The 24,452-nt window shown below is 70.3% G+C and carries 18 protein-coding genes; 8 read left to right on the top strand and 10 right to left on the bottom strand.

Annotated features, from left to right (window positions below):
• Positions 1 to 4: 4 nt before the first annotated feature.
• From BOX37_RS25170 to BOX37_RS25150, 4 genes are all read right to left on the bottom strand, one after another.
• Complete coding sequence (locus BOX37_RS25170) at positions 5 to 1,168, bottom strand: VWA domain-containing protein (protein ID WP_071929789.1); 1,164 nt, start codon at positions 1,166 to 1,168, stop codon at positions 5 to 7.
• 307 nt (positions 1,169 to 1,475) lie between these two features.
• Positions 1,476 to 3,971 carry a DUF5682 family protein gene (locus BOX37_RS25160; RefSeq protein WP_240505044.1) on the bottom strand — a complete coding sequence of 832 codons (2,496 nt, stop codon included), beginning with the start codon at positions 3,969 to 3,971 and terminating at the stop codon, positions 1,476 to 1,478.
• Positions 3,972 to 4,206: 235 nt separating this feature from the next.
• Positions 4,207 to 5,307, bottom strand: a complete 1,101-nt coding sequence (locus BOX37_RS25155; protein ID WP_071929787.1) for an ATP-binding protein — start codon at positions 5,305 to 5,307, stop codon at positions 4,207 to 4,209.
• A complete protein-coding gene (locus BOX37_RS25150) occupies positions 5,304 to 8,285 on the bottom strand; it encodes an SWIM zinc finger family protein (protein ID WP_071929786.1) in 2,982 nt (993 codons plus the stop codon). Before BOX37_RS25150 ends, BOX37_RS25155 begins: the two co-directional genes overlap by 4 nt.
• Before the next feature lie 427 nt (positions 8,286 to 8,712).
• Here BOX37_RS25150 and BOX37_RS25145 point away from each other — a divergent pair, with 427 nt between their 5' ends.
• The 4 genes from BOX37_RS25145 to BOX37_RS25130 all read left to right on the top strand — a co-directional run bounded on the left by BOX37_RS25145 (position 8,713) and on the right by BOX37_RS25130 (position 12,769).
• The gene (locus BOX37_RS25145) at positions 8,713 to 11,262 is read left to right on the top strand and encodes an AAA family ATPase (RefSeq protein WP_071929785.1); all 2,550 of its coding nucleotides are present in this window, start codon (positions 8,713 to 8,715) and stop codon (positions 11,260 to 11,262) included.
• Positions 11,263 to 11,425: 163 nt separating this feature from the next.
• Positions 11,426 to 11,851 carry a hypothetical protein gene (locus BOX37_RS25140; protein ID WP_071929784.1) on the top strand — a complete coding sequence of 142 codons (426 nt, stop codon included), beginning with the start codon at positions 11,426 to 11,428 and terminating at the stop codon, positions 11,849 to 11,851.
• Between the two features lie 71 nt (positions 11,852 to 11,922).
• Positions 11,923 to 12,459 (top strand): YchJ family protein, encoded by a 537-nt coding sequence (locus tag BOX37_RS25135; protein ID WP_338039736.1) that lies wholly within the window; start codon positions 11,923 to 11,925, stop codon positions 12,457 to 12,459.
• Between the two features lie 19 nt (positions 12,460 to 12,478).
• Positions 12,479 to 12,769 carry an Rdx family protein gene (locus tag BOX37_RS25130; RefSeq protein WP_084761012.1) on the top strand — a complete coding sequence of 97 codons (291 nt, stop codon included), beginning with the start codon at positions 12,479 to 12,481 and terminating at the stop codon, positions 12,767 to 12,769.
• Here the strand turns inward: BOX37_RS25130 and BOX37_RS35520 are convergent.
• Positions 12,702 to 13,070, bottom strand: coding sequence for an FmdB family zinc ribbon protein (locus BOX37_RS35520; protein WP_240505043.1), 369 nt, complete (start codon positions 13,068 to 13,070; stop codon positions 12,702 to 12,704). The two genes, BOX37_RS25130 and BOX37_RS35520, sit on opposite strands and share 68 nt — an antisense overlap.
• Positions 13,071 to 13,473: 403 nt before the next feature.
• Between BOX37_RS35520 and BOX37_RS25120 the strand changes: the two genes are divergently transcribed.
• A complete protein-coding gene (locus BOX37_RS25120; protein ID WP_071929783.1) occupies positions 13,474 to 15,051 on the top strand; it encodes a carboxylesterase/lipase family protein in 1,578 nt (525 codons plus the stop codon).
• Positions 15,052 to 15,241: 190 nt separating this feature from the next.
• Here the strand turns inward: BOX37_RS25120 and manB are convergent, their stop codons facing one another.
• The 3 genes from manB to rfbD all read right to left on the bottom strand — a co-directional run bounded on the left by manB (position 15,242) and on the right by rfbD (position 18,173).
• On the bottom strand, positions 15,242 to 16,321 hold the full coding sequence (gene manB, locus BOX37_RS25115; RefSeq protein WP_071929782.1) for a mannose-1-phosphate guanylyltransferase: 1,080 nt from the start codon (positions 16,319 to 16,321) through the stop codon (positions 15,242 to 15,244).
• A gap of 113 nt (positions 16,322 to 16,434) precedes the next feature.
• Complete coding sequence (locus BOX37_RS25110; RefSeq protein WP_071929781.1) at positions 16,435 to 17,337, bottom strand: glycosyltransferase family 2 protein; 903 nt, start codon at positions 17,335 to 17,337, stop codon at positions 16,435 to 16,437.
• Positions 17,338 to 17,348: 11 nt separating this feature from the next.
• Positions 17,349 to 18,173 (bottom strand): dTDP-4-dehydrorhamnose reductase, encoded by an 825-nt coding sequence (rfbD, locus tag BOX37_RS25105; RefSeq protein WP_071929780.1) that lies wholly within the window; start codon positions 18,171 to 18,173, stop codon positions 17,349 to 17,351.
• Between the two features lie 265 nt (positions 18,174 to 18,438).
• Here rfbD and BOX37_RS25100 point away from each other — a divergent pair, with 265 nt between their 5' ends.
• The 3 genes from BOX37_RS25100 to BOX37_RS25090 all read left to right on the top strand — a co-directional run bounded on the left by BOX37_RS25100 (position 18,439) and on the right by BOX37_RS25090 (position 22,022).
• Entirely contained in the window at positions 18,439 to 19,857 is a 1,419-nt protein-coding gene (locus tag BOX37_RS25100) for an LCP family protein (protein ID WP_071931863.1), read from the top strand.
• A 3-nt stretch (positions 19,858 to 19,860) separates the two neighbouring features.
• On the top strand, positions 19,861 to 20,574 hold the full coding sequence (locus BOX37_RS25095; protein ID WP_071929779.1) for a TIGR03089 family protein: 714 nt from the start codon (positions 19,861 to 19,863) through the stop codon (positions 20,572 to 20,574).
• A gap of 119 nt (positions 20,575 to 20,693) precedes the next feature.
• A complete protein-coding gene (locus tag BOX37_RS25090) occupies positions 20,694 to 22,022 on the top strand; it encodes a cytochrome P450 (RefSeq protein WP_071931862.1) in 1,329 nt (442 codons plus the stop codon).
• Positions 22,023 to 22,031: 9 nt separating this feature from the next.
• Here BOX37_RS25090 and BOX37_RS25085 read toward each other — a convergent pair whose 3' ends face one another.
• Both BOX37_RS25085 and BOX37_RS25080 read right to left on the bottom strand, forming a co-directional pair.
• Positions 22,032 to 22,730 carry a response regulator gene (locus BOX37_RS25085; RefSeq protein WP_071929778.1) on the bottom strand — a complete coding sequence of 233 codons (699 nt, stop codon included), beginning with the start codon at positions 22,728 to 22,730 and terminating at the stop codon, positions 22,032 to 22,034.
• Positions 22,727 to 24,280: an ATP-binding protein gene (locus BOX37_RS25080; RefSeq protein WP_071929777.1), complete on the bottom strand. Its 1,554-nt coding sequence runs from the start codon at positions 24,278 to 24,280 to the stop codon at positions 22,727 to 22,729. The genes BOX37_RS25085 and BOX37_RS25080 overlap by 4 nt, the downstream gene beginning before the upstream one ends.
• Positions 24,281 to 24,452 lie beyond the last annotated feature (172 nt).

The following is a 24,452-nucleotide window of genomic DNA, read 5'->3' as shown; positions in this document are numbered from 1 at the left end:
CGCCTTACACCGCAGGGGCGTTCGTGTCGGCCCAGCGGGTGATGTCACCGCGGTCGAGCGCGGTGGCCAGCAGGTCCGGGAATTTGTCCGGAGTGCAGGCGAAGGCGGGGATGCCGAGGGCTGCCAGCGCGGCGGCGTTGTCGTGGTCGTAGGCGGGTGCGCCCTCGTCGGACAGGGCGAGCAGCACCACCACCTGCACGCCCGCCTCCTTCATCGCATGGCATCGCCGCAGCATCTCGGTGCGCACGCCGCCCTCGTACAGATCGGAGATGAGTACGAACAGGCTGTCGGTGGGCCGGGTGATCAGCGACTGTGCGTAGGCGATGGCGCGATTGATGTCGGTGCCGCCGCCGAGCTGGGTGCCGAACAACACCTCCACCGGGTCGCTGAGCTGATCGGTGAGGTCGACGATCTCGGTGTCGAACACGACCAGCGAGGTCTTCAGCGAGCGCATCGACGCCAGCACCGCGCCGAACACCGAGGCGTAGACGACGCTGGCCGCCATCGAGCCGGATTGGTCGATGGCCAGCACCACATCGCGCTGGATCGACTGCGCCTTGCGTCCATAGCCGACGAGCCGCTCGGGCACCACGGTGCGGTGTTCGGGCAGATAGTTGGCCAGGTTCTTGCGGATGGTGCGGTTGAAATCGACGTCGCGCAGTTTCGGTCGGTGCGTGCGCGCAGCGCGGTTGATCGCCCCCGAGACGGCGGCGACGGTCTTGGCGGCGATGCGCTGCTCGATCTCGCGTACCACCTTCTCGACCACCATCCGCGCGGTGGCCTTGGTGGTCTCCGGCATCACCCGGTTCAGGCCGAGCAGGGTGCCCACCAGGTGCACATCGGGTTCCACCGATTCCAGTAGCTCCGGTTCCAGCAGCAGTTGGGTCAGGTTGAGCCGCTGGACGGCGTCGCGCTGCATCACCTCCACCACGGTCGTGGGGAAGTAGGTGCGGATGTCGCCGAGCCAACGCGCGACCCGTGGCGCCGAACCACCCAGCCCGCCCGACCTTTTCGTCGATCCGTCGGCCTCCCCGGTGTTGTACAGCGCCGCGAGCGCCTGGTCCATCGCCTGATCGGCGCCCGAGGACAGTCCGCCGAGTTGCTCCTCGGCGGCGGTCCCGAGCACCAGCCGCCAACGGCGCGAACGGGTCTCGTCGATCTCGGTCATGACGTGTGCTCCTGGTCATCGCGCTGGCGGGGCCGGGTGAACGAGCTCGGCGGCCGGGTCTGCTGGGCCGGACATGGCCCGGCCGGTGCGGGCGCCGCTGCCAGAACTCGGTGAACCGTTGGTCTCGGTGGCGTCGCCCGGCGAGGTGGTGTCGCGCGGGTGGTCGGTTGCCGTGTCTCGGGTGATCCGGCACCGCCGCGATGGTCGGCCGGTGCGGCGTTTGGCGAATCGGTGGTCGCAGCGCGGATGTCTCCCGATCGCGACGACGGGAACGCCATCGATGACCTGCGCAGAGTAGGTGGCGAGGTCATCCGGCGGCACCCAGGATGGCGGTGGCTGCGCGCAGAGCGAGGTGGCCACGGGTGGGATCGACGGCGGTCGGTGCGGGCGGGGTGGCCGGTGCTGATCCGGTGTCGCGCAGGGCCTGGCCGATGGCGCGGCGCTCGCCGGATTCGAAGGAGCCGAAGGTTCGGCGTAGCAGGGGGAGGGTGGCGACGAATTGGTCCTCGGCGAGGTCACGCAGCCAGGCGTCGATGCGGCGCAACAGTTCTCGGTCGTGGACGAGGAGCAGGCCACGGCCGCCGAGGAACCCGTCGATCCAGGCGGCCTTGGCGGCGGGAGTGTTGCCGATGGACAGGGCAGCGGCGAGGCGACGGGCGGAGTCGGCGTCGTCGATGCGTTCGGCGTCGCAGAGCAGGCGTACCGCGCGGCCGCCGATCGCACCGTGTACGTCGTCGCGGTCGGCGATGCGCTGCAAGGTCGCCAACCATTCGGTGCTCGTGTGTTCGTCGTCGCGGGTGCTGATCGCGGTGTGCGCGGCGTCGATCTGGGCGCGAAGTGCCTCGGCGGCATCGGCGTCGAGGCCGGTGACTGCGCCGGGCAGGCCCGCGCAGATCCGCACGAGCAGTCCGTCGGCCACGTGGGCGAGCGCCTTGGTGTCGGTACCGCGGACATCGCCGTAGCGCAGGGTGCGGGTCAGGCCGGGGAGCGCGCCGAGCAGGTGGGTGACGTCGTGATCGAGAGCGGCGGCGGCCTCGAGCCGGGTGATCAGGCCGTTGGTGGCGCCGCCGAGATCGGCGAGCAGGGCCAGTTCGAGGGCATCGGCGAGCGCGGCGACCGAGATGTCCTCGCGGCTCGCGGTATCGAGGATCTTCGCCTCGGCGGCGGTGCGCAGCGTTGTCCCCCACACGGCGGCCTCGACGATGCGGACCTCGAATTCCGGTTCCCAGCGCAGGGCCCATGTCTCGCGGAAGGTGCCGGTGTTGCGGACCTCCCCGGTGGCCGGCGTGCCCCAGCCGATCCCGAGTAGTCGAAGGCGGTGCAGCAGATGCGAGCGTTCGACGTCGCGCTCCTTGCGCAGGTCGAGGTCGATGGTGCGGGCGAGGGCCTCTTGCTTGAGCCGCAGTGTCTTGCTCCGGGCCCGTAGGTCGGCGGCCAGCGGCACGGTCGGGGTGTCCGCGGGGACCGCGCCGAGCGTCTCGCCGACGACCAGTTCGTCGATGACCAGCCGCAGCATGGTCTCGTCCCCGCCGCACATCACCGACCGCACGGCCTCGGTGACCTCCGACAATCCCGCCAGCGGCCTGCCCCGCAGCGCGGCCAGGGTGTCGGACAGCCGCACGGCCTCGATGATGTGCGCGCTCGACACCGGCAGATCGTGAGCCCGCAAGACCCCGGCGACCTTGGTGAGCCACCGCGCCACCGGCCGATCGGTCTCGGTGAACAGGTGGTGATACCAGCCCGGCGAGGTGACGCCTGCCCCGTATCCCGACCCCGCCGCCAGCCGCGAATGCGTCCACGGCACCCAGGTCAGCGCCGCCTTCGTCTTCGGCAACCCCTTGAGCAGTCGTGCGTCCGGTGCGGCCGGTCCCAGCGGCCCGACCAGCGCGGGGGCATGCCACGCCCCGCACACCACGGCGAGCCGCTTGGCACCGCCTTTGAGCACCTGCCGCATCACCTGCCGCATGTGGGCCTCACGCCGCAAGGTGTGCTCATCGACGACGAGGGCCGTGCCGGTGTCGTCACGAGGTGCACTCGAGGCATCGGATTCTGTTGCTGCCCGGACGGTTTCGCTTGCTTCGTGCGGGTCCGAGGTGGTGGCAGTGCTCGGTCGCGTGTCAGCGGGATGCGCGCTCCACACCGGCTGCGTGTCTGGTTCGCGCCGTGCCGTGTGGTCGATCGATGTCGTGTCATTCGGGCGCGACGAGGGGTCTGCCGAGGTCTTCTTCGGTTTGCCGACGGCGTCCGGTTGCGCCATCGACGGGTGGGGAGCGTCCTCGCGCAGGGCGGTCATCGCCTCGGTGATGGCGTCGAAAGCGGTGCTGTCGGGGACGGATTCGACGACGGCGTCCCACCAGCGTTCGGCGTCGTCATAGCCCGCGGCCGCGGCGAGGGTGCCGAGGGGGTCGGTGCGGTCGCCGCGGGATTCGTCGTCGACGGCGAGGACGGTGGCGGCGGGGAGGTCGCAGAAGCGGACCGGTACCGCGTGTTCGGCGCCGTAGCGCATGGCCTGCCACTCGGGGGAGAACGTGGCGAACGGCCAGAAGGCCGCGCGCGCCGGGGAATCCGGGACATAGGCCAGAAGTGCCACCGGCGGGACCATGGTGTCGGCGGCGACGAAACCGACGAGCGGGTCGGCATCGGCAGGCCCTTCGATGAGGATGGCATCAGGTCGGAATTCCTCGAGTGCGTGGCGCAGTGAGCGGGCCGAGCCGGGCCCGTGGTGACGAATGCCGAAGACCCTCGTCGCGGCGGCACCTTCACCTGCGCCGACCACTGAATCAGCCGAGCCGATGGCGGCCACTCCCGAATCAGACCGTCCGGCTGCGTCGACAGCAGTCCCGGTCGCGCCGGCGGTACCCGCGGCGGGGCGTGCTGCCGCGCTGGCACCTGAACCGGCCGTCGCACCTGAATCGGCTGCCGTGCCTGTGTCGGCTGCCGCGCGAACACAGGCTGCCGTGTCGGCTTTGTCCGGCGTTGATTCGTTCATCGAAAACTCCATGTGCGCTGTGTGTTCCGTCCTCCCCGCCGGCTGTGGCTCAGCCCGCGATCTCGCGGCAGGCGCGGTAGAAGTCGGCCCAGTCGGGGCGTTCGCGGACCACGGCTTCCAGGTACTCGGTCCAGATCACCGAGTCGGCGACCGGGTCCTTGATCACCGAACCGAGGACGGCACCAGCGATGTCGGAGGCGCGCAGCACACCGTCACCGAAGTGCGCCGAGAGGGCGAGGCCATTGGTGATCACCGAGATCGCCTCGGCAGTGGACAGGGTGCCGGAGGGCGACTTGAGCTTGGTGCGGCCGTCGGCGGTGATCCCGGACCGTAGTTCGCGGAACACCCGCACCACCCGGCGCACCTCTTCGGCGGCCGCGGGCACGCTCGGCAGTTCCAGTGCGGCGCCGAGCTGTTCGACCCGCCTGCTGACGATCGCGACCTCGGAGTCCTCGTCGGCGGGCAGCGGCAGCACCACGGTGTTGAAGCGGCGGCGCAGCGCCGAGGACAGGTCGTTCACGCCGCGGTCGCGATCGTTGGCGGTGGCGATCACGTTGAATCCCTTGGCCGCCTGTACTTCCGCGCCGAGTTCGGGCACGGGCAGGGTCTTCTCGGACAGGATGGTGATCAGCGCGTCCTGCACATCGGAGGGTATGCGGGTGAGTTCCTCGATCCGGGCGATCGCGCCGGTCCGCATGGCGGTCATCACCGGGGAAGCGACCAGCGCCGCGTCGCTCGGTCCTTCGGCGAGCAGCCGCGCGTAGTTCCAGCCGTAGCGAATGGCTTCTTCCGCGGTGCCGGAGGTGCCCTGCACCAGCAGCGTCGACTCACCGCTGACAGCTGCCGAAAGATGTTCCGAAACCCATGTTTTCGCGGTGCCGGGCACGCCGAGCAGCAGCAGCGCGCGATCGGTGGCCAGCGTGGCGACGGCGACCTCCATGAGCCTGCGCGGCCCCACGTACTTGGGCGTGATCACGGTGCCGTCGTCGAGCGTGCCGCCCAGGACATAGGTGACCACCGCCCACGGCGACAGCTTCCAGGACGGCGGACGCGGCCGGTCGTCGACGCGAGCCAGCGCGGCCAGCTCCTCGGCGAAGGCCTGTTCGGCATGGGGACGCAGCAGGGTGGTTGCCGGTTCGGTGGTGGTCATCGCAGCTCCTCGAGCATGGTGGCGCGGTCGGTGAGATCGTGGGCGAGTCGGTGGAAGGCCTGGTGCCAGGCGGGGTCGTCGGTGGTGTCGGCCAGCGCGGTGATGCGTGGTGCGAGGGCGGAAGGCAGGTGGACGCTCGCGGCGGTGAGCAGGGCACGGTCGGCGTAGGCGCCGGCGCCGGCGTGGGGCAGTCGTGCGGTGGTCCGGGCGCGCTCGCTCAGCAGCCGGACCAGGTGGTCGGCCACCGGGTCGGGCCAGGGGTGGTCGAGGCCGGGCAGGATCGCCTGCAGTTCGGTGAGCTGGTGGGCGTCGAGATCGAGGACGTGGTCGATCCGGTCGGCGGTATCGAGCAGGGTGAACAGTTCGCGGCGGCGCAGGATCGCCTGCTCGGTGGGCGTCGCGTGCGCGAAGAGTTCCCGGGCCCAGCTGGTGTCGCGCTCGGCGAGGGTGGCATCGACCCAGCCGTCCACGATCGCCTTGGCGTAGCGCGCGGGCGGCGTCAGCGACAGCGCCGTCGCCGCCGTGGCGCTCGGTGATGTACCCACGATCGTGGTCCACGTCGACAGCGGCGCCGCGGTGATCACCTGGTACAGGGTCTGCACGGTCGAATCGGTGGTGTTCCAGCGCATCTTCGGCGCGTCGGTGCCATCGGTGATGCCGTCTCGGCGAGCCGCCGCCGAGACGTCGACCGGCACGGCGACGTCCAGAGTGCCGTCCGCGCCGACTCGAACCCACGCTGTCAGCAGCGCCGCCATGCGCTGTCCGAACGCCGATCCGGGCAGCCTGGCCAACAATCCCGCCGCCGTGCGTCGTACATCACCGCGCCGATCGTCGAGTGCCCGTTCCAACAGTGCCTCGTCGGCCGAGTTCAGCCCGTCGGCGAGCAGCGCCAGCAGTTCGGCCTTGATCGGCCCGGATTCCTTCGGCCACGCCGAACTGAGCGCGGCGAGTGCGGCGGCCGGGTCGGTATGGCGCACCTCGGCGAACCAGTCCTTGCGTTCTCCGGCGGTACCGAACAACCAGATCTCCTGCGCGAGGACGGCACCCGACGGGCGGTCGCCACGATCGACGTCGCCGGAGGTCGCCGGCACCTCGAGCAGGTCGCTCGCACCGTGTGTGTGCCCACTCGGTTGATCTGGCTGACCGGCTGTGTTCGGTTGTCCGAGGCGGTCGGCGGGGAACTCGTCGATCAGCCTGGCCCACGCGGGGTTGCGGGCCGCGAGCCAGCGGCCGCGTCGTCCCGCCAATCGGAGCAGGTGCGGGCGCAGGTTGGTGTCCGAGGCGGCGACCGACAGGGCTTGCACACACGACACATCGGGTAGGCGAAAGTTGAAAGGTGCTGCAGCAGAGAACCATTCGGAAAGGAAGGGTGACTTGTCCGACAAGAGCCGGCTGAGTCGGTCGGCTGCGGGGCGGGGCAGTGGACGGCGGGGGTCGTCCACGGCGGGTTCAGGTTTGGGCGCGGCGCCAGGGAGACGTCCACCGCGCAGGTACAGGTCCTGCAGGGCGGCGGTCTCGAGCAGGCGGACAGCCGGCTCACCGGACCGCTGTGGCACCGCGGTCTCGACTGCTGCGGGGAGGTGCACATTGTCGATGCCGCGCCTCGCCGTGCCGAGCAGGGCGACCGAAACCAGTTCGGCCAGTTCGGGAGTCGCCACGGTCACGGTCGGGAACTCGGTCTCCAGGTCGCTCACCTCACCGGCGCTGAACACCGAGACGGGGTCGAAACCGTCGGCTCGCCATTCCCCGGCGACCGTCACTGGATGACCGCCGGCGATGGCGATCAACCGCCACGGTCGCACCCCGGCGGGCAGCGGCAGTGCGGTGCCCTCGGCATCGACGAGCTGCCAGCCGCGCTCGTCGAGCACCGGGACCACCTCGGTGAGCAGCGCGGGCCAGGCCCGCAACCAGGGATCGTCGCTCAGTGCGGCGGCGTATTCCCCGAGCGCCGCGTCGATGGTGCCGGTCGTGGGCACGGTCGTGAACGGTTCGGGCGCACCGTGGCGGACACCCCACCGTGCTCGCAGCGGTGCGGGGCCGGGGTAGTAGTGCAACTCCGCGTCGACCTCGCTACCCGGTGCGGGCACTTCGCCGGTGAAATTCGGTGTGCCGAAGGAATGTTCGATCAGCACGGCCCAGCGGCCGGTACCGCGTCCACGCAGCCAGGTGCGTCGGGTGTGCAGCCGCTCCTCCTCGCTCACGCGCATGCCGAGCACCAGCCAGCGGTCGCGCACCGCGGGTTCGGCGAGCACCGCCTCGGCCTGCGTCGGGTAGCCCACCTGGGTTCTGATGCCCGCCTGTAGCGGTTCGGGCAGGGCATCGAGCGTGCGGTGAGCCAGCACCAGCAGATGCAGGCGGGCGTATTCGCGCAGCAGCAGTTCGGGCCAGTGCGCGGTGGTCACCACCGCGGCGGGCAGCCGGCGCAGGGCTTCGGCGATGCGGGGCGCCTGGGCATCGACCATGCGTGCCGCGATCGCCTCGAAGGCGGCGAAGGAACGGTCGGTCTGGGCCAGTCCGGTCCGGATCTGGTCGGTGAGCCAGACCTCCAGCTCGGTGAGACCGGCCGAGACCCTGGCGCGTCGTTGCTCGACGGTCGCGGGCGAGGGCGTGTTCGACGTCTTGGCCTGTGGTGGCGCGGCCGCCTTCGCCGCGCGCCCGGCCAGCCACTCCGCCGCGAAATCAGCCGGTGTCTCCTCCGGCGGCACCGCGCCGCTCGACCAGGCGAGCAGCAGCGACAAGGCGTGTTTGCAGGGAAATTTGCGACTCGGGCACGAGCATTTGTACGCGGGCCCGGCCAGATCGACGACCGTCTGATACGGCTTGGCGCCGCTGCCCTGGCACAGACCCCATACCGCCGTCGCGGCGGCACCGGTCGCGCGCCAGCGACCGGCCAGCTTGCGTGCGGCAGCCAGCGAGCTCGCGTCCGGCGCGAGAGCACGGACCTGGTCCTCGGTCCACGGCGCCTGTCGGTCGGTCATTCGGTTCCCCCGTTCTCTGTCGCCGAAATATCTACCGCAGCCCACCGACAACTGCCGTTCACGGCGCGAAAACGCCTGGAAAACCCTGTCGCCAGGGCGAATTCACGTCCCTCGTCTTGCCGTTGACACCAAAGTCTGGCATTCTGACCTGTTCGGCTCGCCCGGACCACCCGGGCCGCTCAACGCAGCGTAGCCCGGGTGAGAACACCTCATCGAGCTGCCCGCCGGGGTGGGCGAGGGGTGGACATCGAGGGCCCGCCGCGGCACCGCGATGGCCATTCCACTCCCGCGGGCAGATTCGCTGGGGCCCTGCGCATCCCCTGGGCGAACGCTCGGCGATCGGGTAGCGTTTCCGGAAGGATCGACCGGCCGTCGGCCAGACGCGCGGCCGCCGCAGTGCGCGCGGGCGTGAAGGGGGATGTCGCAAGTGTGCTCGGATCGGATCGCCGAGGTGGTCGCGCGCGAGCTCGCCGCCGATCCCGCTGTGGAGGAGCGGGTGGCCGAGTTCGTGTTGTCCGCGCTCACGGAAGTCGACAGTGATTCGGCCGCCGCCGACTCCGGTGATACCGGGGTCTTCCTGCGGTCGATCACTGTGCAGGGTTTTCGTGGCATCGGTGCCGAAGCCACCCTGCGCCTGAACCCTGGACCGGGCTTGACGCTGGTGGTCGGGCGCAATGGCAGCGGCAAGTCGAGCTTCGCCGAGGCCGCCGAATTCGCGCTGACCGGCGGCAACCGGCGTTGGGACGGCCGCTCGACCGCGTGGCGCGAGGGGTGGCGCAATCTGCACGAGCCCGAACTCGCCCGCATCGAGGTCGAGTTGCTCACCACCGGCGCCGACCCCGACCTCACGATCGCCACCCGCTGGGACGCCAACGCCGAGCTGACCGACGCGCGCTGGACCGAACGTCGGGGCGCCACCTCGCCGCTCTCGGTCGACGCGGCAGGCCGACGCCGGCGACTCGACCTCTACCGGCCGTTCCTGTCCTACAGCGAACTCGGCGCCCTCGTCGACGGCAAACCCAGCGACCTGTTCGACGCGCTACACCGCCTGCTCGGTCTCGACGAACTCGCCGGTGTCGCGGAGACGATCCGGCTGCGAAAGCTGGAACTCGAACGTGCCGTGAAGGATTCGCGCCAGGCGCGGCTCGACCTGTTGACCGGACTCGCCGATGTCGACGACGATCGCGCCCGCTGTGTCGCCGAGCTGCTGCACGCACCGGAACCCGATCTGGATGCGGTCGCGGCCGCGGTGGCGGGTTCGGTGGTCGGCGTGGACGGACCCGATGCGTTGCGCGCCGTTGCGCGCCTGACGCTGCCCGATGCCGCCGAAGTGGACGCGGTGGTCCATCGACTCACCGAGGCGACCGCCGACCTCGCCCGCCACGCCACCACCGACGCCGAGGCGGACCTGCGCGTACTCGAATTGCTCACCGGTGCGAGAGAACATGTCACCGTTGGTGGCAGCTGTGCGTGCCCGGTCTGCGGCCGCGGCGACCTCGACACCGACTGGCTCACCACCGCCGACGCCGAAATCGCGCACCGCAGTGGTCGACTCGCGGCCTTGCGGGCCGCCCGCGCGGAGTTCGACGCGGCCCTGGTCGCGGCCCGCTCACTCCCGACTGCCCCGCCTGCCGAACTCGCGAGTCACCGACCAGGCCAGGCGGGAGCTCCGCACGGTTCCGCAGTGGGGCCGGTCGGTGGAGTCGCGGTGCCGATCGGCGCGGCAAGGATGGATGGTCCGGTGCTCGGCGGGCAGGCCGGAACAGGCGAGGGCAGCGCGGATTCCCTGACGGGTCGGCGGGAAAGGGCGTGGCGGCTCTGGGCGGAATGGTTCGCACTGGCTGCCATCGACGACGAAACGCTGCCGGAGCGGCTTCGCGCGGTCCATGCCGGCCTCAGTGCCGAACTCACTGCCCTGCAACGGGATGCACAGATCGAACTCGAGCGGCTCGACGCGGTGTGGTCACCGCTGGTGCCGCGGATCCTCGCCTGGCTGGACCCGGCGCGCGCCGTGGCGGCCGATGCCGACGAGCTGCGCGTGGTGCGCAAGGCGGCGGACTGGCTCAAGTCGGCGACGGCGACGATCCGGGGGGAGCGGATGCGGCCGTTGGAGGAGACCGCGCGGTGGGTGTGGAGCACCCTGCGCCAGCAGAGCAATGTGGAACTCGGGGCGATCCGGTTGCAGGGGAACGCGGGGACGGCACGACGGGTGTTGCTCGATGTCACCGTCGACGAGGTGGACGGTGCCGCGCTGGGAGTGATGAGCCAGGGGGAGCTGCATGCCCTGGGGTTGTCGCTGTTCCTGCCGCGAGCCACCGTGGCGCACAGTCCGTTCCGGTTCGTGATGATCGACGACCCGGTGCAGGCGATGGATCCGGCGAAGGTAGACGGACTGGCCAGGGTGCTCGCCGAGGTGGCTCGCTCCCGGCAGGTGGTGGTGTTCACCCACGACGAGCGGCTCGCCGAGGCGGTGCGCCGGATGCAGCTCGACGCCACGGTGCTGGAGGTCCAGCGCCGCGATCGGTCCGTGGTGGAGGTGCGCGTCACCGGCGACCCGGTCCGCCGCTACCTCGACGACGCCCGCTCCCTGCTGCGCACCCCGCAACTCCCGCCTGCCATCGCCGACGAACTGGTCGCCACCTGCTGTCGCTCGGCGATCGAGGCGGCTGGACTGGCCAAGGCTCGCCGGCACTTGCTCGGCCTCGGCCTCGACCACGCCGAAGTGGAACGTCGCGTCCGCAATGCCCACACCACCCGGGCCATGATCACCCTGGCCATCATGGGTGCCGGTGCCCGCGTCGACGACCTCAACAAGCACCTGAGCACCGTCGGCGGCCGCTGGCTGGTCGGCGTCCTGCGTGACGCCACCGCGGGCGCCCACGTCCCCATCGACCGCCCCATGCGCGAATTGATCAGCGACACCGAACGATTCATCACCTGGCTGCGCGCCCACGACCCCGTGGCAGTGCGCTCATGAGCGAATCCCACAGCCGCCCGATGTCCCCGCGTGTCCGGTCCGATCGTGCTCGGACGCGCCGGTCGGTGGTGTCTGTCTTCGCGGATGCGGCCTCGATGCCGCCGCGTCGTTCGCGCCGAACCGAGCGGCGGGGTGCTCGGATGGCGGGGCTGCGGGGTCGGTCGTGAATCGGCGGGGACGCCCGGCGCGGGCGAAGTTCACGCCGCGGCCCACGGTGGCCGAGCGTTTGGAGGCGGCCGAGCACCTGCTATCCGGAGCGGTGTCGGATGCCGGTGGGGTGTGGTCGCGGGCGGTCGCGTGGATTTTGCGGCTCGCGCTCGAGCAGGCGGTGGACGAGTTGTGGGCGCAGATCGCACCGGAGCTCATGCGGTGCCCCATGCGCGCCCAACTGCTCGCCCTCCGGGTGTACGCCGGACCCGAGACCGCGGGCCGGGTAGGCGCGCTCTGGGCCGCGCTGTCGCGCGCCGCCCACCACCTCGACTACGAGATGGCGCCCAGCGTCACCGACCTCCGCCGCTGGCGCGACCAGACCACCGACCTCGTCCGCGCGCTCGAACTCGCCCCGCTGGCACGCCAGCCCTTCGCCTGATCGGGGACGCGCCGCGGATCGAACACCAGGGGCAGCCCGCCCGTTCCCCGGACCAAGGTCACCACGCTCAGATGGCGCCGGCTCTCGCCCGTGCTTGCACCAGAGCGTGGTCCGTCCAGGTTCAGCGGCGGTGCCGACATGTGGCGGGCGCGCGTGTGCCGGGTGGTGTGGTTCGGCTGCCCGCGCGGGTCGTCGGTGGGACCGGGCAGGATGGTCGGATGGGTGATGTGAAGCTGTGTCCGTGTCGGCGGGGGGAGTCGTTCGACGAGTGCTGTGGGCCGATTCTGGCGGGGGAGCGGGCGGCTCCGACGGCGGAGATGTTGATGCGGTCGCGGTACACCGCGTATGTGGTGGGGGATACGGAGTACCTGTCGCGGTCGTGGCATCCGGATACCCGTCCCGCGGACCTGGCGCTGGAATCGGCACAGCGGTGGTTGTTTCTCGAGATCGTCGCGACCGAGCGGGGTGGGCCGTTCGATGACCGCGGGACCGTCGAGTTCATCGCGCACTACAAGCTCGACGGTGCGCGAGACGCGATGCACGAGGTGAGCACCTTCACGCGGGTCCACGGTGCGTGGGTGTACGTCGACGGCACGTTCCGCGCCTGAGGTGGTGGATCCTGAGGTGGTGGATACTGCTGGAGTGCCCCGGATCGCGATCGAGTACTGCACCCAATGTCGCTGGCTGCTGCGCGCGAGCTGGATGGCGCAGGAGCTGCTGAGCACCTTCACCACCGAACTCGGCGAGGTCGCGCTGGTCCCGGGCCAGGGCGGGATCTTCCGGATCACCCTCGACGGCGAACAACTCTGGGAACGCAAGGCCGACGGCGGCTTCCCGGAGATCACCGTCCTCAAGCAACGCGTTCGCGACCGCATCGCCCCCGACCGCGATCTGGGCCACTCCGACACCCGTGACTGACGGTCGCAGACAAGCGCCGCCACCGGCCCGCCGTCGACCGATGGGGCGAGCATCGGCCACCGACCCAGACCGCGCCGGCGTCAGCAGCAACCGCCGGCACCGCAGCATCCGCCGCCAGCGGGGCGCGGTGCGGGAGCCGGTGCGGAGCAGCGCCACGGCTGACGGTGGCGAAGGTGGTCAGCAGTTTGACGGTGTCGTCGTGACCCGCGGGGCAGGCGGCAGCGTCAGACGACTGGGCCATCGGCCGGTTGACCTCGAAAGTGTCACCACAGGAACGGCACCGGAAGCTGTAGTTCGGCATCGGCACAGTGTAGGCGCCTGCCTCGCGATCCCGGCGCGTCGAAGGTTTCGCCGCTCTCACCCGGGCCCACCCGCTCAGCCGATAGGCTACAGCGAATATGCAGCTAATCTATGCGATATCAAGGGCCGCTACGCGAGGGAGATCAGGAGGGCTGTCGGCAGTGGTGACCCCGTCGATGGCTGAGCCATGCGCACGTGGCCGAATCCACATCGTGACCGCCCCACGACGCTCCGAGGAGGACCTTCCCGCCTGTACCTCCGAGTAACCGTTACCTGCGGGTATGGTGCGTTGGACGCGCGCTCGGCTCCGGTCGACGTACTCTCGTAGGGAGTCACCAGGTGCTGCGGCCCGCGGGAGCAAATGCACAGGCACCCGCTGGGTCGCGCAGGCTAGGAGGTGTGCGATGAGCATTCAGCCCGATCTCGACCCCGGCACGTGGGCGCCGAGCGCCGAACCACTGGCGCGCACCGAGTACGGCATGGTCAGCGGCACCTGGGACGGGCCGGTCGCCGTCTGGCGCAGCGTGCCCTACGCCGCCGCCCCCGCCGGGCCGGCCCGCTTCGCCCCGCCCGAACCACCGCAGCGCTGGGACGGTACCCGTGAGTGCGTCGTCTCCGGTGACATCGCTCCACAGGCCATGGGCGTCATGGTGCCGGTCGACTCCGATCTGCGGATGGGCGAGGACTGCCTGTGGGTCAATGTGTGGTCGCCGCGCCCCGAACCCGGCGACGACGAACCCCGTCCGGTGATGGTGTGGCTGCACGGCGGGGCCTACTGCCTCGGCACCGCGGCGCAGACCATCTACGACGGGCGCAAGCTGGCCGAGGCAGGCGATGTGGTCGTCGTCTCGGTGAACTATCGGCTCGGGGTGCTCGGCTTTCTCGACCTGTCCTCCCTCGGCGAGGGATTCGCGACCAATCTCGGCCTGCGTGATCAACTCGCGGCCCTGGCCTGGGTGCGCGACAACATCGCCGCGTTCGGCGGTGATCCGGGCAATGTCACGCTGTTCGGTGAGTCCTCCGGCGCCGGGTGTGTCACCGCGCTGCTCACCTCGCCCGCGGCGGACGGGCTGTTCCACAAGGCCATCACCCAGAGTCCGCCCGCTACCACGGTTTTCGGGCAGGAACGGGCCGCGGTCGTCGCCCAGCGCTATCTGGAACTGCTCGAACTCGGACCGGGCGACACCCGGCAACTGCTCGAACTGCCAATCGAGCGGCTGGTCGAGATCGGCGCGATGCTGCTCGACGAGGTGCCGACCAAGGAACCGGGCAGGCTGGCCGCGGCGCCGGTCGTCGACGGTGATCTGTTGCCCGGCTACCCGATCGACCGATTCCAGCGCGGCCGCTCACACCGGGTGCCGCTGCTCATCGGCACCAATCGCGACGAGGCCTCGCTGTTCCGGGTGCTGCGCTCACCGATCATGCCGGTGACTCCCGACGCGGTGAACGCGATGCTCAACGATGTCGCGGCCTCGCATCCGGAGATGTCACCCGAACGGATCGCCGAGATCACCTCCGCCTACCCGGATCTGACGAAAACCCGTGGCGCGCTGGCCATGTCGACCGATGCCGCGTTCCGGATGCCCGCCGCCTGGGTAGCCGAAGGTCACGCCCAGCACTCGCCGACCTGGATGTACCGGTTCGACTACGCCACCCCGATGCTGAAGGCGGCCCGCGTCGGCGCCGGCCACGCCACCGAATTGCCCTATGTCTTCGGCAATTTCGGCACCCTCAACCACGACCCCACCTTCTGGCTGGGCGGCCGCAAGGCCTCGGTCGCGGTCTCGGGCCGGATGCAACGTCGCTGGCTCGCCTTCGCCGAACACGGCGTCCCCGCGGCCCTCGACGGCTCCAAACACTGGCCGCACTACCGCCCCTCGGCCCGCACCACCCTGCTCATCGACACCATCGACCGCGTCGTCGACAACCCCGACGCCGACCTGCACACCGCCTGGGGCGATCAGGCGGTCGGCTTCGGCTAGGTCGAGGTAGATCGACACCGTAGCCGGAGAACACGTCGAGGTCGCCTGGATCGCGACGCGGTTCGCGGTCCGTCCGCATTCCGCCGCTCCGCCGTCGACTACCCGATCACCCGCCGAACAGGCGGCGTGATGCGGCCGGAGACGACGAGGGGCCGCCACCGAAGATCAGGCGGCGACCCTGTCGAGCGGCTCAGACGTCGGTGGAGAAGCGGATGCCGCCGTCGGGGATGACCACGCCTGGCCATACGCGGGCGCCGCGCAGCAGTTCGCAGCGGGCGCCGACGTTGGCGCCGTCGCCGATGACGCCGTCGCGGACCAGAGCGCGGGGGCCGATGCGGGCGCCGAAGCCGATGATCGAGCGTTCCACGGTCGCGCCCGCCTCGACGACGGCGCCGTCGAAGATCACCGCGCCGTCCAGGCGCGCGCCCGCGCCGATCTCCGCGCCGCGGCCGACCACCGTGCCGCCGATGAGCAGCGCGCCCGGCGCGACACCGGCGCCGGGGTGGACCAGCGACTCGCCGCGCTGGCCCGGCAGAGCGGGGGAGGGGGCGATGCCGCGGACCAGGTCGGCCGAGCCGCGGACGAAGTCCTCGGGGGTACCCATGTCACGCCAGTAGGAGGCGTCGACGTGGCCCTGCACGCGGGCGCCCTCGGCCAGCAGCGCGGGGAAGACCTCGCGCTCGACCGAGACGGGACGACCGGATGGGATCTTCTCGATGTACTCGCGGCGGAACACATAGCAGCCCGCGTTGATCTGGTCGGTCGGCGGATCCTGGGTCTTCTCCAGGAACGCGGTGACCCGGCCGTCGGCGTCGGTGGGGACACAGCCGAAGGCGCGCGGGTCGCCGACCCGGACCAGGTGCAGGGTGACATCGGCGTTGGTCGACTCGTGGGTGTCGAGGATCGCACCGAGATCGGTGCCGCCGAGCACGTCACCGTTGAACACCATCACAGTGTCGGCCCGCAGCTTGGGCAGCACGTTGCGGATACCGCCACCGGTGCCCAGCGGCTCGGTCTCGGTGACGTACTCGAGCTCGAGCCCCAGGTCGGCGCCGTCGCCGAAGTGCTCTTCGAAGACCTCGGCCTTGAACGAGGTACCGAGCACCACGTGGGTGATCCCGGCCTCGGCGATGCGGGCCAACAGGTGGGTCAGGAACGGCAGCCCTGCCGTCGGCAGCATCGGCTTGGGCGCCGAGAGGGTGAGCGGACGCAGCCGCGTGCCCTGTCCGCCGACGAGGATGACCGCGTCGGTGCCTGAGTTGCCTGCCATGGAGTTTTTCCCCTGTTCACAAGTGACCCGGAGCGCTCAGGCCCCGGTGTGTTCTTTGCCTGCCTCGGCGCCCTACGTGGTTACGCAGGCTGCCGCCTCCGGGCGCTGACGAGTCAGGCAGCGCGCGCTTTCTCGCGCAGCGCCGATCGAACCGCAATCCTGGAGCGAACCGCAAGTCCGGCGCGCAGCGCGACCCGCAACGGCGCCTGCCACCAGTGCGGATGCCGGTCGGCTTGGAACCGGTAGGCGCTCGCGTGGTGGGCGGGCAGCATGATCTCCGGGTGCTTGCCCGCGGCGTGGCCCTTGGCGTGGGTGACCTCGGCGTCCGGGACGAACACATTGTGCCAGCCCGCCTTGCCCATGCGGTCGCCGAAGTCCACGTCCTCCATGTACATGAAGTAGCGCGAGTCGAAGCCGTCGATGGTGTCGAACGCGGCCCGGCGCACCAGCAGACACGAACCCGACAGCCAGCCGACCACTCGCTCGGAGATCTCCTCGTTCTCCTGGCGGTAGCGCACCGACCAGGGGTTCTTCGGCCAGATCGTGCCAAGGATGGCGTGCCCCGCACCGTCGGCGAGGCCGGGGACGCGTCGCGCGGACGGGTAGACGCTGCCGTCGGGCTCACGGACCATCGGCCCGATCGCGCCCGCGCGCGGCCAGCGCTTGGCGGCTTCGAGCATCTTGTCGATGGAGTCGACGCCCCAGCGGATGTCCGGGTTGGCCAAAATGACGAACTCGATCGAGGGATCGATCTCGGCGACGGCCCGGTTGATCGCGCCGCCGTAGCCGATGTTGCCGCCGGTGTGCAGCAGTGTCACGTGCGAGTTCGCCTCGGCCACCAGCTCGGGCACACCGTCGGTCGACCCGTTGTCGGCCAGAATCACCTGCGGCTTCTCGCTGGTGGCGTCGGCCAGGGTGGTGATGAAGTGCTCGAGGTGCTCGCCCGGCGAATAGGTCACCGTGACGACGGCGAGGCCGGTGGGGACAAGAGAATCGGCTGCATCGGCTGCGTTCACGACTGCGGAGCCTAGTCGGCCAAGCGGCGCAGTGTGTCGGTGAGTGCGCAACGCCATGGCCGCAGCGGGGTGAGACCGGCCGCGTTCCAGGCCGCCGGGGACAGCACCGAATACGCAGGGCGCGGTGCGGGTCTGGGAAACGCGCTGGAATCGCACGGCAGCACCCGGGCCGGATCGGCACCGAGTTCGGTGAAAACCGCTGTGGCCAAGTCGAACCAGGTCGCGGTGCCGGAGTTGGCGGCGTGCAGGACGCGGGGGGTAGCGGGGCGGGTGCTCAACTCGAGCAGCGCGGCGGCCAGGTCGGCGGCGCTGGTGGGGGAGCCGACCTGGTCGTCGACGACGGTGACGGTGTCGCGCTCGCGTTCCAGCCGGCGCATGGTGGCGACGAAATCCCCCTGGACACCCGCGTACACCCAGGCGGTGCGCACCACGGTGGCCGAGGGGCAGAGCTCGAGCACAGCGCGCTCACCGGCCAGCTTGGTCTGTCCGTAGACCGTGGCGGGGCCGGTGGGATCCTCGGGTTCGTACGGTCGGGTGCCGGTACCGGGAAAGACGTAATCGGTGGAGACCTGGATCAAACGGGCCCCCACCGCGGCACAGGCGGCCGCGAGCACGGCCGGACCGGTGGCGTTGGCGGCGAAAGCGGCGTCGGCGTCGGTCTCGGCGGCGTCGACAGCGGTGTAGGCCGCGCAGTTGATCACCACCGCACCCGGTTCGACGGCGGCCGCGACGGCGGCCGGGTCGGTGATGTCGAGCTCGGCCCGGCCGAAGCCGCGCGCCTCGGGTGCCCATCGCAGGATCTCTCGCCCGAGCAGCCCGTGCGCGCCGGTTACCATCGGGCGAGCGGGGGCGGGGAAGTCGACGTTCACGCGGCCAGTCTGGCACGCCGGAACACCTGCGGTTCGGCCCGACTGCGGTAACTGTTGGTTAGCCTGTGATGGCCGGTATCGGCGGACGAGCCCGGGCGTTGGAGATGGTGGGGTTGCCGGGGGAAAGTGCGGAGCCGGGCGCGGAGTTCGTCGAGAGGATGCGTGAGTGCGACAGTCGACAAGACCACCAGCGGTCAGCACGCCCGTGGGTGCCATCGGCCCGGCGAAGGTGATGCTCGCGGTCTCGGCGGTCCTCGTCTTGGCCCTCACCGGATTCGCTTGGCGCAGTGTGGACAACCTGATCGCCAACATCGACCGTATCGCTGGTCTCGGCCTGGGTGGCGCCCGAGACGGCGCCGTCGACATTCTGCTCGTTGGCATCGACAGCCGCACCGACGCCCACGGAAATCCACTGACCATGGCCGAACGCGCGATGCTGCACGCCGGTGACGAGGTGGGCACCAACACCGACACCATCGTGCTGATCCGCGTGCCCAACGACGGCCGCTCCGCCACCGCGATCTCCATCCCCCGCGACTCCTATGTCGACATCGCGGGCCAGGGCAAGGCCAAGATCAACTCCGCCTACGGCTCCACCAAGGAGACCGAGCGCTCGAAACTGCTGGCCAAGGGCACTTCCGCCGCCGACGCCGAACGCGAGTCGACCAAGGCGGGCAGGCAGGCGCTGATCAAATCGGTGGCCTCGCTCACCGGCATCACCGTCGACCATTACGCCGAGGTGAGCCTGCTCGGCTTCGTCCTGCTCACCGATGCCGTGGGCGGGGTCGAGGTGTGCCTGAACAACGCGGTGGACGAATGGATGTCGGGCGCGGATTTCACGGCCGGACAGCAGCGCCTCGACGGGCGGCAGGCACTGAGCTTCGTGCGCCAGCGCCACGGTCTGCAACGTGGTGACATCGACCGGATCGTGCGCCAGCAGGTGTTCATGGCCCAGTTGGTGAGCCAATTGCTCAATGCCAAGATCCTGGCCAACCCGGGCAAGCTCAGCGAGATCAGCGAGGCCGTCGGACGCACGGTCGTGCTCGACGAGGACTGGGACGTGCTGGCCTTCCTCCAGCAGCTGCAGGACCTGTCCGGCGGTGAAGTGGAATTCGAGACGATTCCGGTCGCCGATCTGAACGCGATGACCTCGGCGGGGGAATCGGTGGTCAAGGTCGACCCGAAGACGGTTCAGGACTACGTCGCCGGGCTGGTCGGCGAGAAGAGGGAACCGGCAGGCGAGGAGCCGAAGGTCGACCCGTCGACACTCACCGTGAGCGTGTTCAACGCGGGCGGCACCGCGGGCCTGGCCGCCGCGGTCTCCGGGGCGTTGACCAGCAAGGGTTTCACCGAGGGGCTCGTCGGGAACTACTCCGGAGGCAGCGTGAGTTCGAGCCGTGTGCTCGCCGCCGACCCCGACGACCCGAAGGCCGCCGCGGTGGCGAAGGTACTCGGCGGTCTCACCGTGATCGCGGATTCGTCGCTGTCGGCGGATTCGGTGAGCGTGGTGCTGGCCGGCGACTATTCTGGTCCCGGCTCTGCCGCGGGAGGCCTGTTCGACTTCGGTCAAACCTCTTCGCCGACCGCGACGCCAATACCGCCCGCCCCACCGATCGACGCAGGCCAGAACGGACCGAAATGTGTGAATTGATCCATGCGTGAGCCGAATTCGACGCTGACCGACGCCCTCCTCGACCCGATCCTCGAACGCGAACCCGCCGGACCACGGGTCACCTGGTACGACGACGCCACCGGCGCCAGGATCGAACTGTCCGGGCTGACGCTGGCCAACTGGGCGGCCAAGACCGCCAATCTGCTCCGCGACGAGTTCGCGCTCAGCCCGGGCGCCAGGGTGGCGGTGCTGCTGCCCGCGCACTGGCAGACCGCCGCGGTGCTGCTGGGCTGCTGGTGGGCGGGCACCGAGGTGGTGCTCACCCCCGATCCGGACGCCGACCTCGCGCTGGTCACCCCCGACCGGCTCGACGACGCCGACGGCGTGGACGAGGTGGCCGTGCTGTCGCTGGACGCCATGGGCTCGCCGGTACGCGATCTGCCGGTCGGCGTCACCGATTTCGCGAGCGCGGTGCGCGTGCACGGCGATCAGTTCCTGCCCGGCGGCTTCCGCGCCGCCATCGATGGGCTGTCGGTCGGCGAGGTGCTGGCCGCGGCCCGCAAGTCGGCGGCCGAGCAGGGGATCTCCGCGGGCGATCGGGTGCTGTCGACTACGCCATGGGAGACGGTGACCGAGCTGATCGACGGGTATGTGGCGGTGCTGTACGCGGGGGCGTCGCTGGTGCAGGTCGTCAACCCCGACCCGAGTGCTGTCGACCATCGCGTCACCACCGAACGGGTGACGATGCGGCGCTGAGTTTTCGGCGCCCTCCTACCCAGGTATAGGTGCCGATCCACCTCGGGCATGTGTCGGAGGTCACCGCCTGTCCGTACGGTGAAGGCATCTGTCCTGCACGGCGGCACAAAGAGGTGGCGATGATTCCGCGGTACTGGTGGCGATGGTCGGCCGAGCACGGTGCGCCGCGGGCGATCCTGCGGTGGCGGTTGCGTCGCGGTGATCCGTTCGCCGCCCTGCTCAGCGGCACCCGAGGGCTGCACGATCCCTACCCGCTCATCGCTGAGCTGCGCGGGGCGGGTGGTGTGCACCGGACGTCCCTGTCGTGGGTCACCTTCGACCACGCCCAGGTGCGGGCCATCCTGCGCGACAACCGGTTCGGCGTGCGGCCCGCGATCACCCAGGACATACCCGCGTCATGGCGCAGGCTCGCCGACCGAGCCGGCGTGCCGCCCAATCCGGTCGAACCGCCCTCGATGCTGGTCATCGATCCGCCCGAGCACACCAGGATGCGCAAGCCGGTGGCCTCGGCGTTCACCCCGCGCGCCATCGCCCGATTGCGGGACCGGGTCGAGGTGGTCACCGCCGAGTTGCTCGACGCGATGCCCGCGCACGGCTCGGTCGACCTGATCACCGATTACGCGGCCCGGGTTCCGATCGCGATCATCGCCGAGATGCTCGGTTTCCCCGACGCCGACCGCGAGCTGTTCCTGCGCTGGGGCGACCGGGTGACCCCGTTGCTCGACATCGGGACCTCCTGGCGCACCTACCGCGCCGCGCTGGCCGCCATCGAGTCCATGGACGACTACCTGGACGCGCACATCGCGAAACTGCGCGAAGAACCGGGCGAGGACATCCTGTCCGCCCTGGTCGTCTCCGGTGAACTGGACCTGCCCGAACTGCAGGCCAGCGCGAGCCTGCTGATGGGCGCCGGTTTCGAGACCACGGTCAATCTGATCGGCAACGCGATCGCGGCCCTGTCGGCCCATCCCGACCAACTCGCGCTGGCCCAGGACGATCCGGACCTGTGGCCCGCCGTGGTGGAGGAGACGATGCGCTTCGACGCGCCTGTGCAGACCACGGCCCGCCAGACGCTCGAAGACGTCGAGATCGACGGGGTCAGGATCTCGGCCGACAGCACGATCATCCTGTCGCTGGCCGGCGCCAACCGCGACCCCGCGGTCTTCGCCGACCCGCATCGTTTCGACATCACCCGCCACAACGCCAAGGACCACGTGGGGTTCAGCAGCGGCATCCACGCCTGTCTCGGTGCCAGCCTGGCGCGGATGGAAGCAGTCCACGCCCTGCGTGCTCTCTACACTCGCTACCCGAACCTGCGCCTGCGCGGCGAACCCACCCGGCGAAACCTGTTCACCCTGCACGGTTTCGAGCACATGCCCGTCGACCTCGGCCCGGTCGCACGCACCGACGCACCCGACGACCTGGCCGGGGCCACCCGTCGGGGGTAGGTCCGAACGCTATGCTCCTGCGCGCCAGCGGTATCGAGTCTTCGGACGTCCCGCCCGGCCGTAATCCGCACGGCGCTCGGCCAATCCGTCGTCGGCGAGTTTCTCCAGGTAGCGCCAGGCGGTGATCCGGGAGACACCGACAACCGCGGCGGCGTCGGTGGCGGTGATCCCGGTCTCGGCGGAACGCACCGCGCGCGAGACCTCCTCGAGGGTGTGCTGCACCACGCCTTTCGGCGCACCGGCGCGCTGATCGGCGGTGCGCAGGGCGCCGAGCGCGCGATCGATGTCGTACTGCGACAGCGCGGCCTCGCCCGCGGGCAGAGCGGTGTCGAAATCGCGGTAGCGCTCGAGCTTCTCGCGGAACGCGGCGAAGGTGAACGGCTTGAGCAGATAGAGCACCACGCCGTGCGCGACCGCGCTCCGCACCATGTTCAGTTCTCGGGCGGAGGTGATCGCGATGACATCGGGACGTGGTTCGAGCCCGACGAGCGTGGCGGCGACCTCGAGTCCGCTGATGTCGGGCAGCCCGATGTCCATCAGCACCAGGTGGAACGGATTCCCCTCGGCGATCGCTTCCGCGGCCTTGGCGAGCGCGTCGCGCCCGCTGTGCGCGATCCCGCCGGTGACGAAGCCGTCGAGCCGTTCGAGGTAGGCCCGGTGTGCCTGGGCGATCAACGGTTCGTCCTCGACGATCAGGACGCGGATCATGGAGTCTCCCTCAACGGAATGGTGACGATGACCGCGCTGTGTGGTGCGGCCGTGGTGGTGATGGCACCGCCGTGCCGGTCGACGAGGCGGTGGACGAGAGCCAAGCCGAGTCCGGCGTGGTCGGATTTGGTGGTGTAGCCGCGTTCGGCGGCGCGCACGAACATCTGGGCGGACATGCCGGGACCGCTGTCGGCCACGCGAACCAGTAGGTCGCCGTCGCGGTGGTGCACCGCGACCTCCACCCGTTTCTCGACCGTCCCGGCGGCCGCGTCGATCGCGTTGTCGACCAGGTTGCCCACCAGGGTGACCGCCTCGTGCGCCGAGAGCGGGTCCGCGGAGTCCAGCGCGGTGTCCTCGCTGATGGCCAGCGTCACCCCGCGCTCGGCAGCCTGGTCGACTTTGCCCAGCAGCAGCGCGGCCAGCGCGGCATCGCCCACGTCGGCCAGCAACCGGTCGATCAGCACCTGGGACAGCTGTAGCTCGGCGGTCGCGAAAGCCACGGCCTCCTCCGGTCGGCCCAATTCGACCATCGTGACGACGGTGTGCAGCCGGTTGGCGGCCTCGTGCGCCTGCGAGCGCAGCGACTCGGCGAAGCTGCGCACCGAATCGAGCTCGCCGAGCACCGCGCGCAGTTCGGTCTGGTCGCGGATGGTGAGCACGGTGCCGATGGCCTTGCCCTCCCAGCTGACCACGTCCTGATTGACCAGCAGGATCCGGTCGGTGGTCACGTGGGTCTCGTCGCGCACCACGCCCCAGCTCATCTGCTGCATCGAGACGGGCAGGTCGGTGCGGCGCACCGGGCCTTCGGGCAGATCCAGCAGGGTGCGCGCCTGATCGTTGACCACTTCCGCCGGCCCGGGTCCGGCGCCGAACACCACCAGCCCCTCGTGCACCGAGTGCAGCACCGCGTCGTGATGTTCGTAGAGCGCGCGCAGTTCGTCGGGAGCGAGGCCGTGGGTCTGCCGGCGCAGTCTGCGGCTGATCAGGAACGACGACAGCGCGGCGAGGGCGAGACCACCCGCCGAGACGCCGAGGATCACCGGGATCTGGGAGGCGACCTGGGCGCCGATCTTGTCGCGGGTGACGCCTGCCGAGACCAGCGCGACCACCTCACCGCTGTCGAAGACCGGGCTGACCGCGCGGATCGAGGGGCCGAGCGTGCCGGTGAAGGTCTCGGTGAAGGTGCGTCCCGCGAGCGCCTCGTCGATGCTGCCGATGAACGGCTGGCCGATCAGGTCGGGGTTGGTGTGGGTGTAGCGGGTGCGGTCGGTGGCCATCACGACGATGAAGTCCATGCCGGTGTCGGCGCGGATGCGTTCGGTCGTGGGTTGCAGCAAGCCGCTGGGGTACGGGGAGTTCACCGCGGCCAGCGTCGACGGTGCCCGCGCCACGGTGAGCGCCACGTCACGGACCTGCAGCTCGGTCGCCGCATCGTGGTCGCGGCGGGTGTCGAGCACCGCGAGCACGGTCCCGGTGCCGATCATCAGCGCCAGCACCACCAGTTGCCAGACGAAGGCCTGTCCGGCGAGCGACAGTCGTCCTCGTCGCATGATGCCCTCCGACCCGAAATCTGAACCTTGTTCCCGCGAACCGCGACCATACCCACTGGCTGCGCCTCGCGGTGTTCTTCACCGTCCTCGCGGGCATCGTGGTCGGCGAGCTCGCACCCGTGCTCGGTCGATCCCTGGCGCCGCTGGGCACGTTGTTCGTGGGTCTGATCAC

This window comes from Nocardia mangyaensis, from assembly GCF_001886715.1.
Taxonomy (GTDB): Bacteria; Actinomycetota; Actinomycetes; order Mycobacteriales; family Mycobacteriaceae; genus Nocardia; species Nocardia mangyaensis.
The sequence above is the reverse complement of the archived record's forward strand: the minus strand, read 5'-3'. Positions and strand labels throughout refer to the sequence as shown.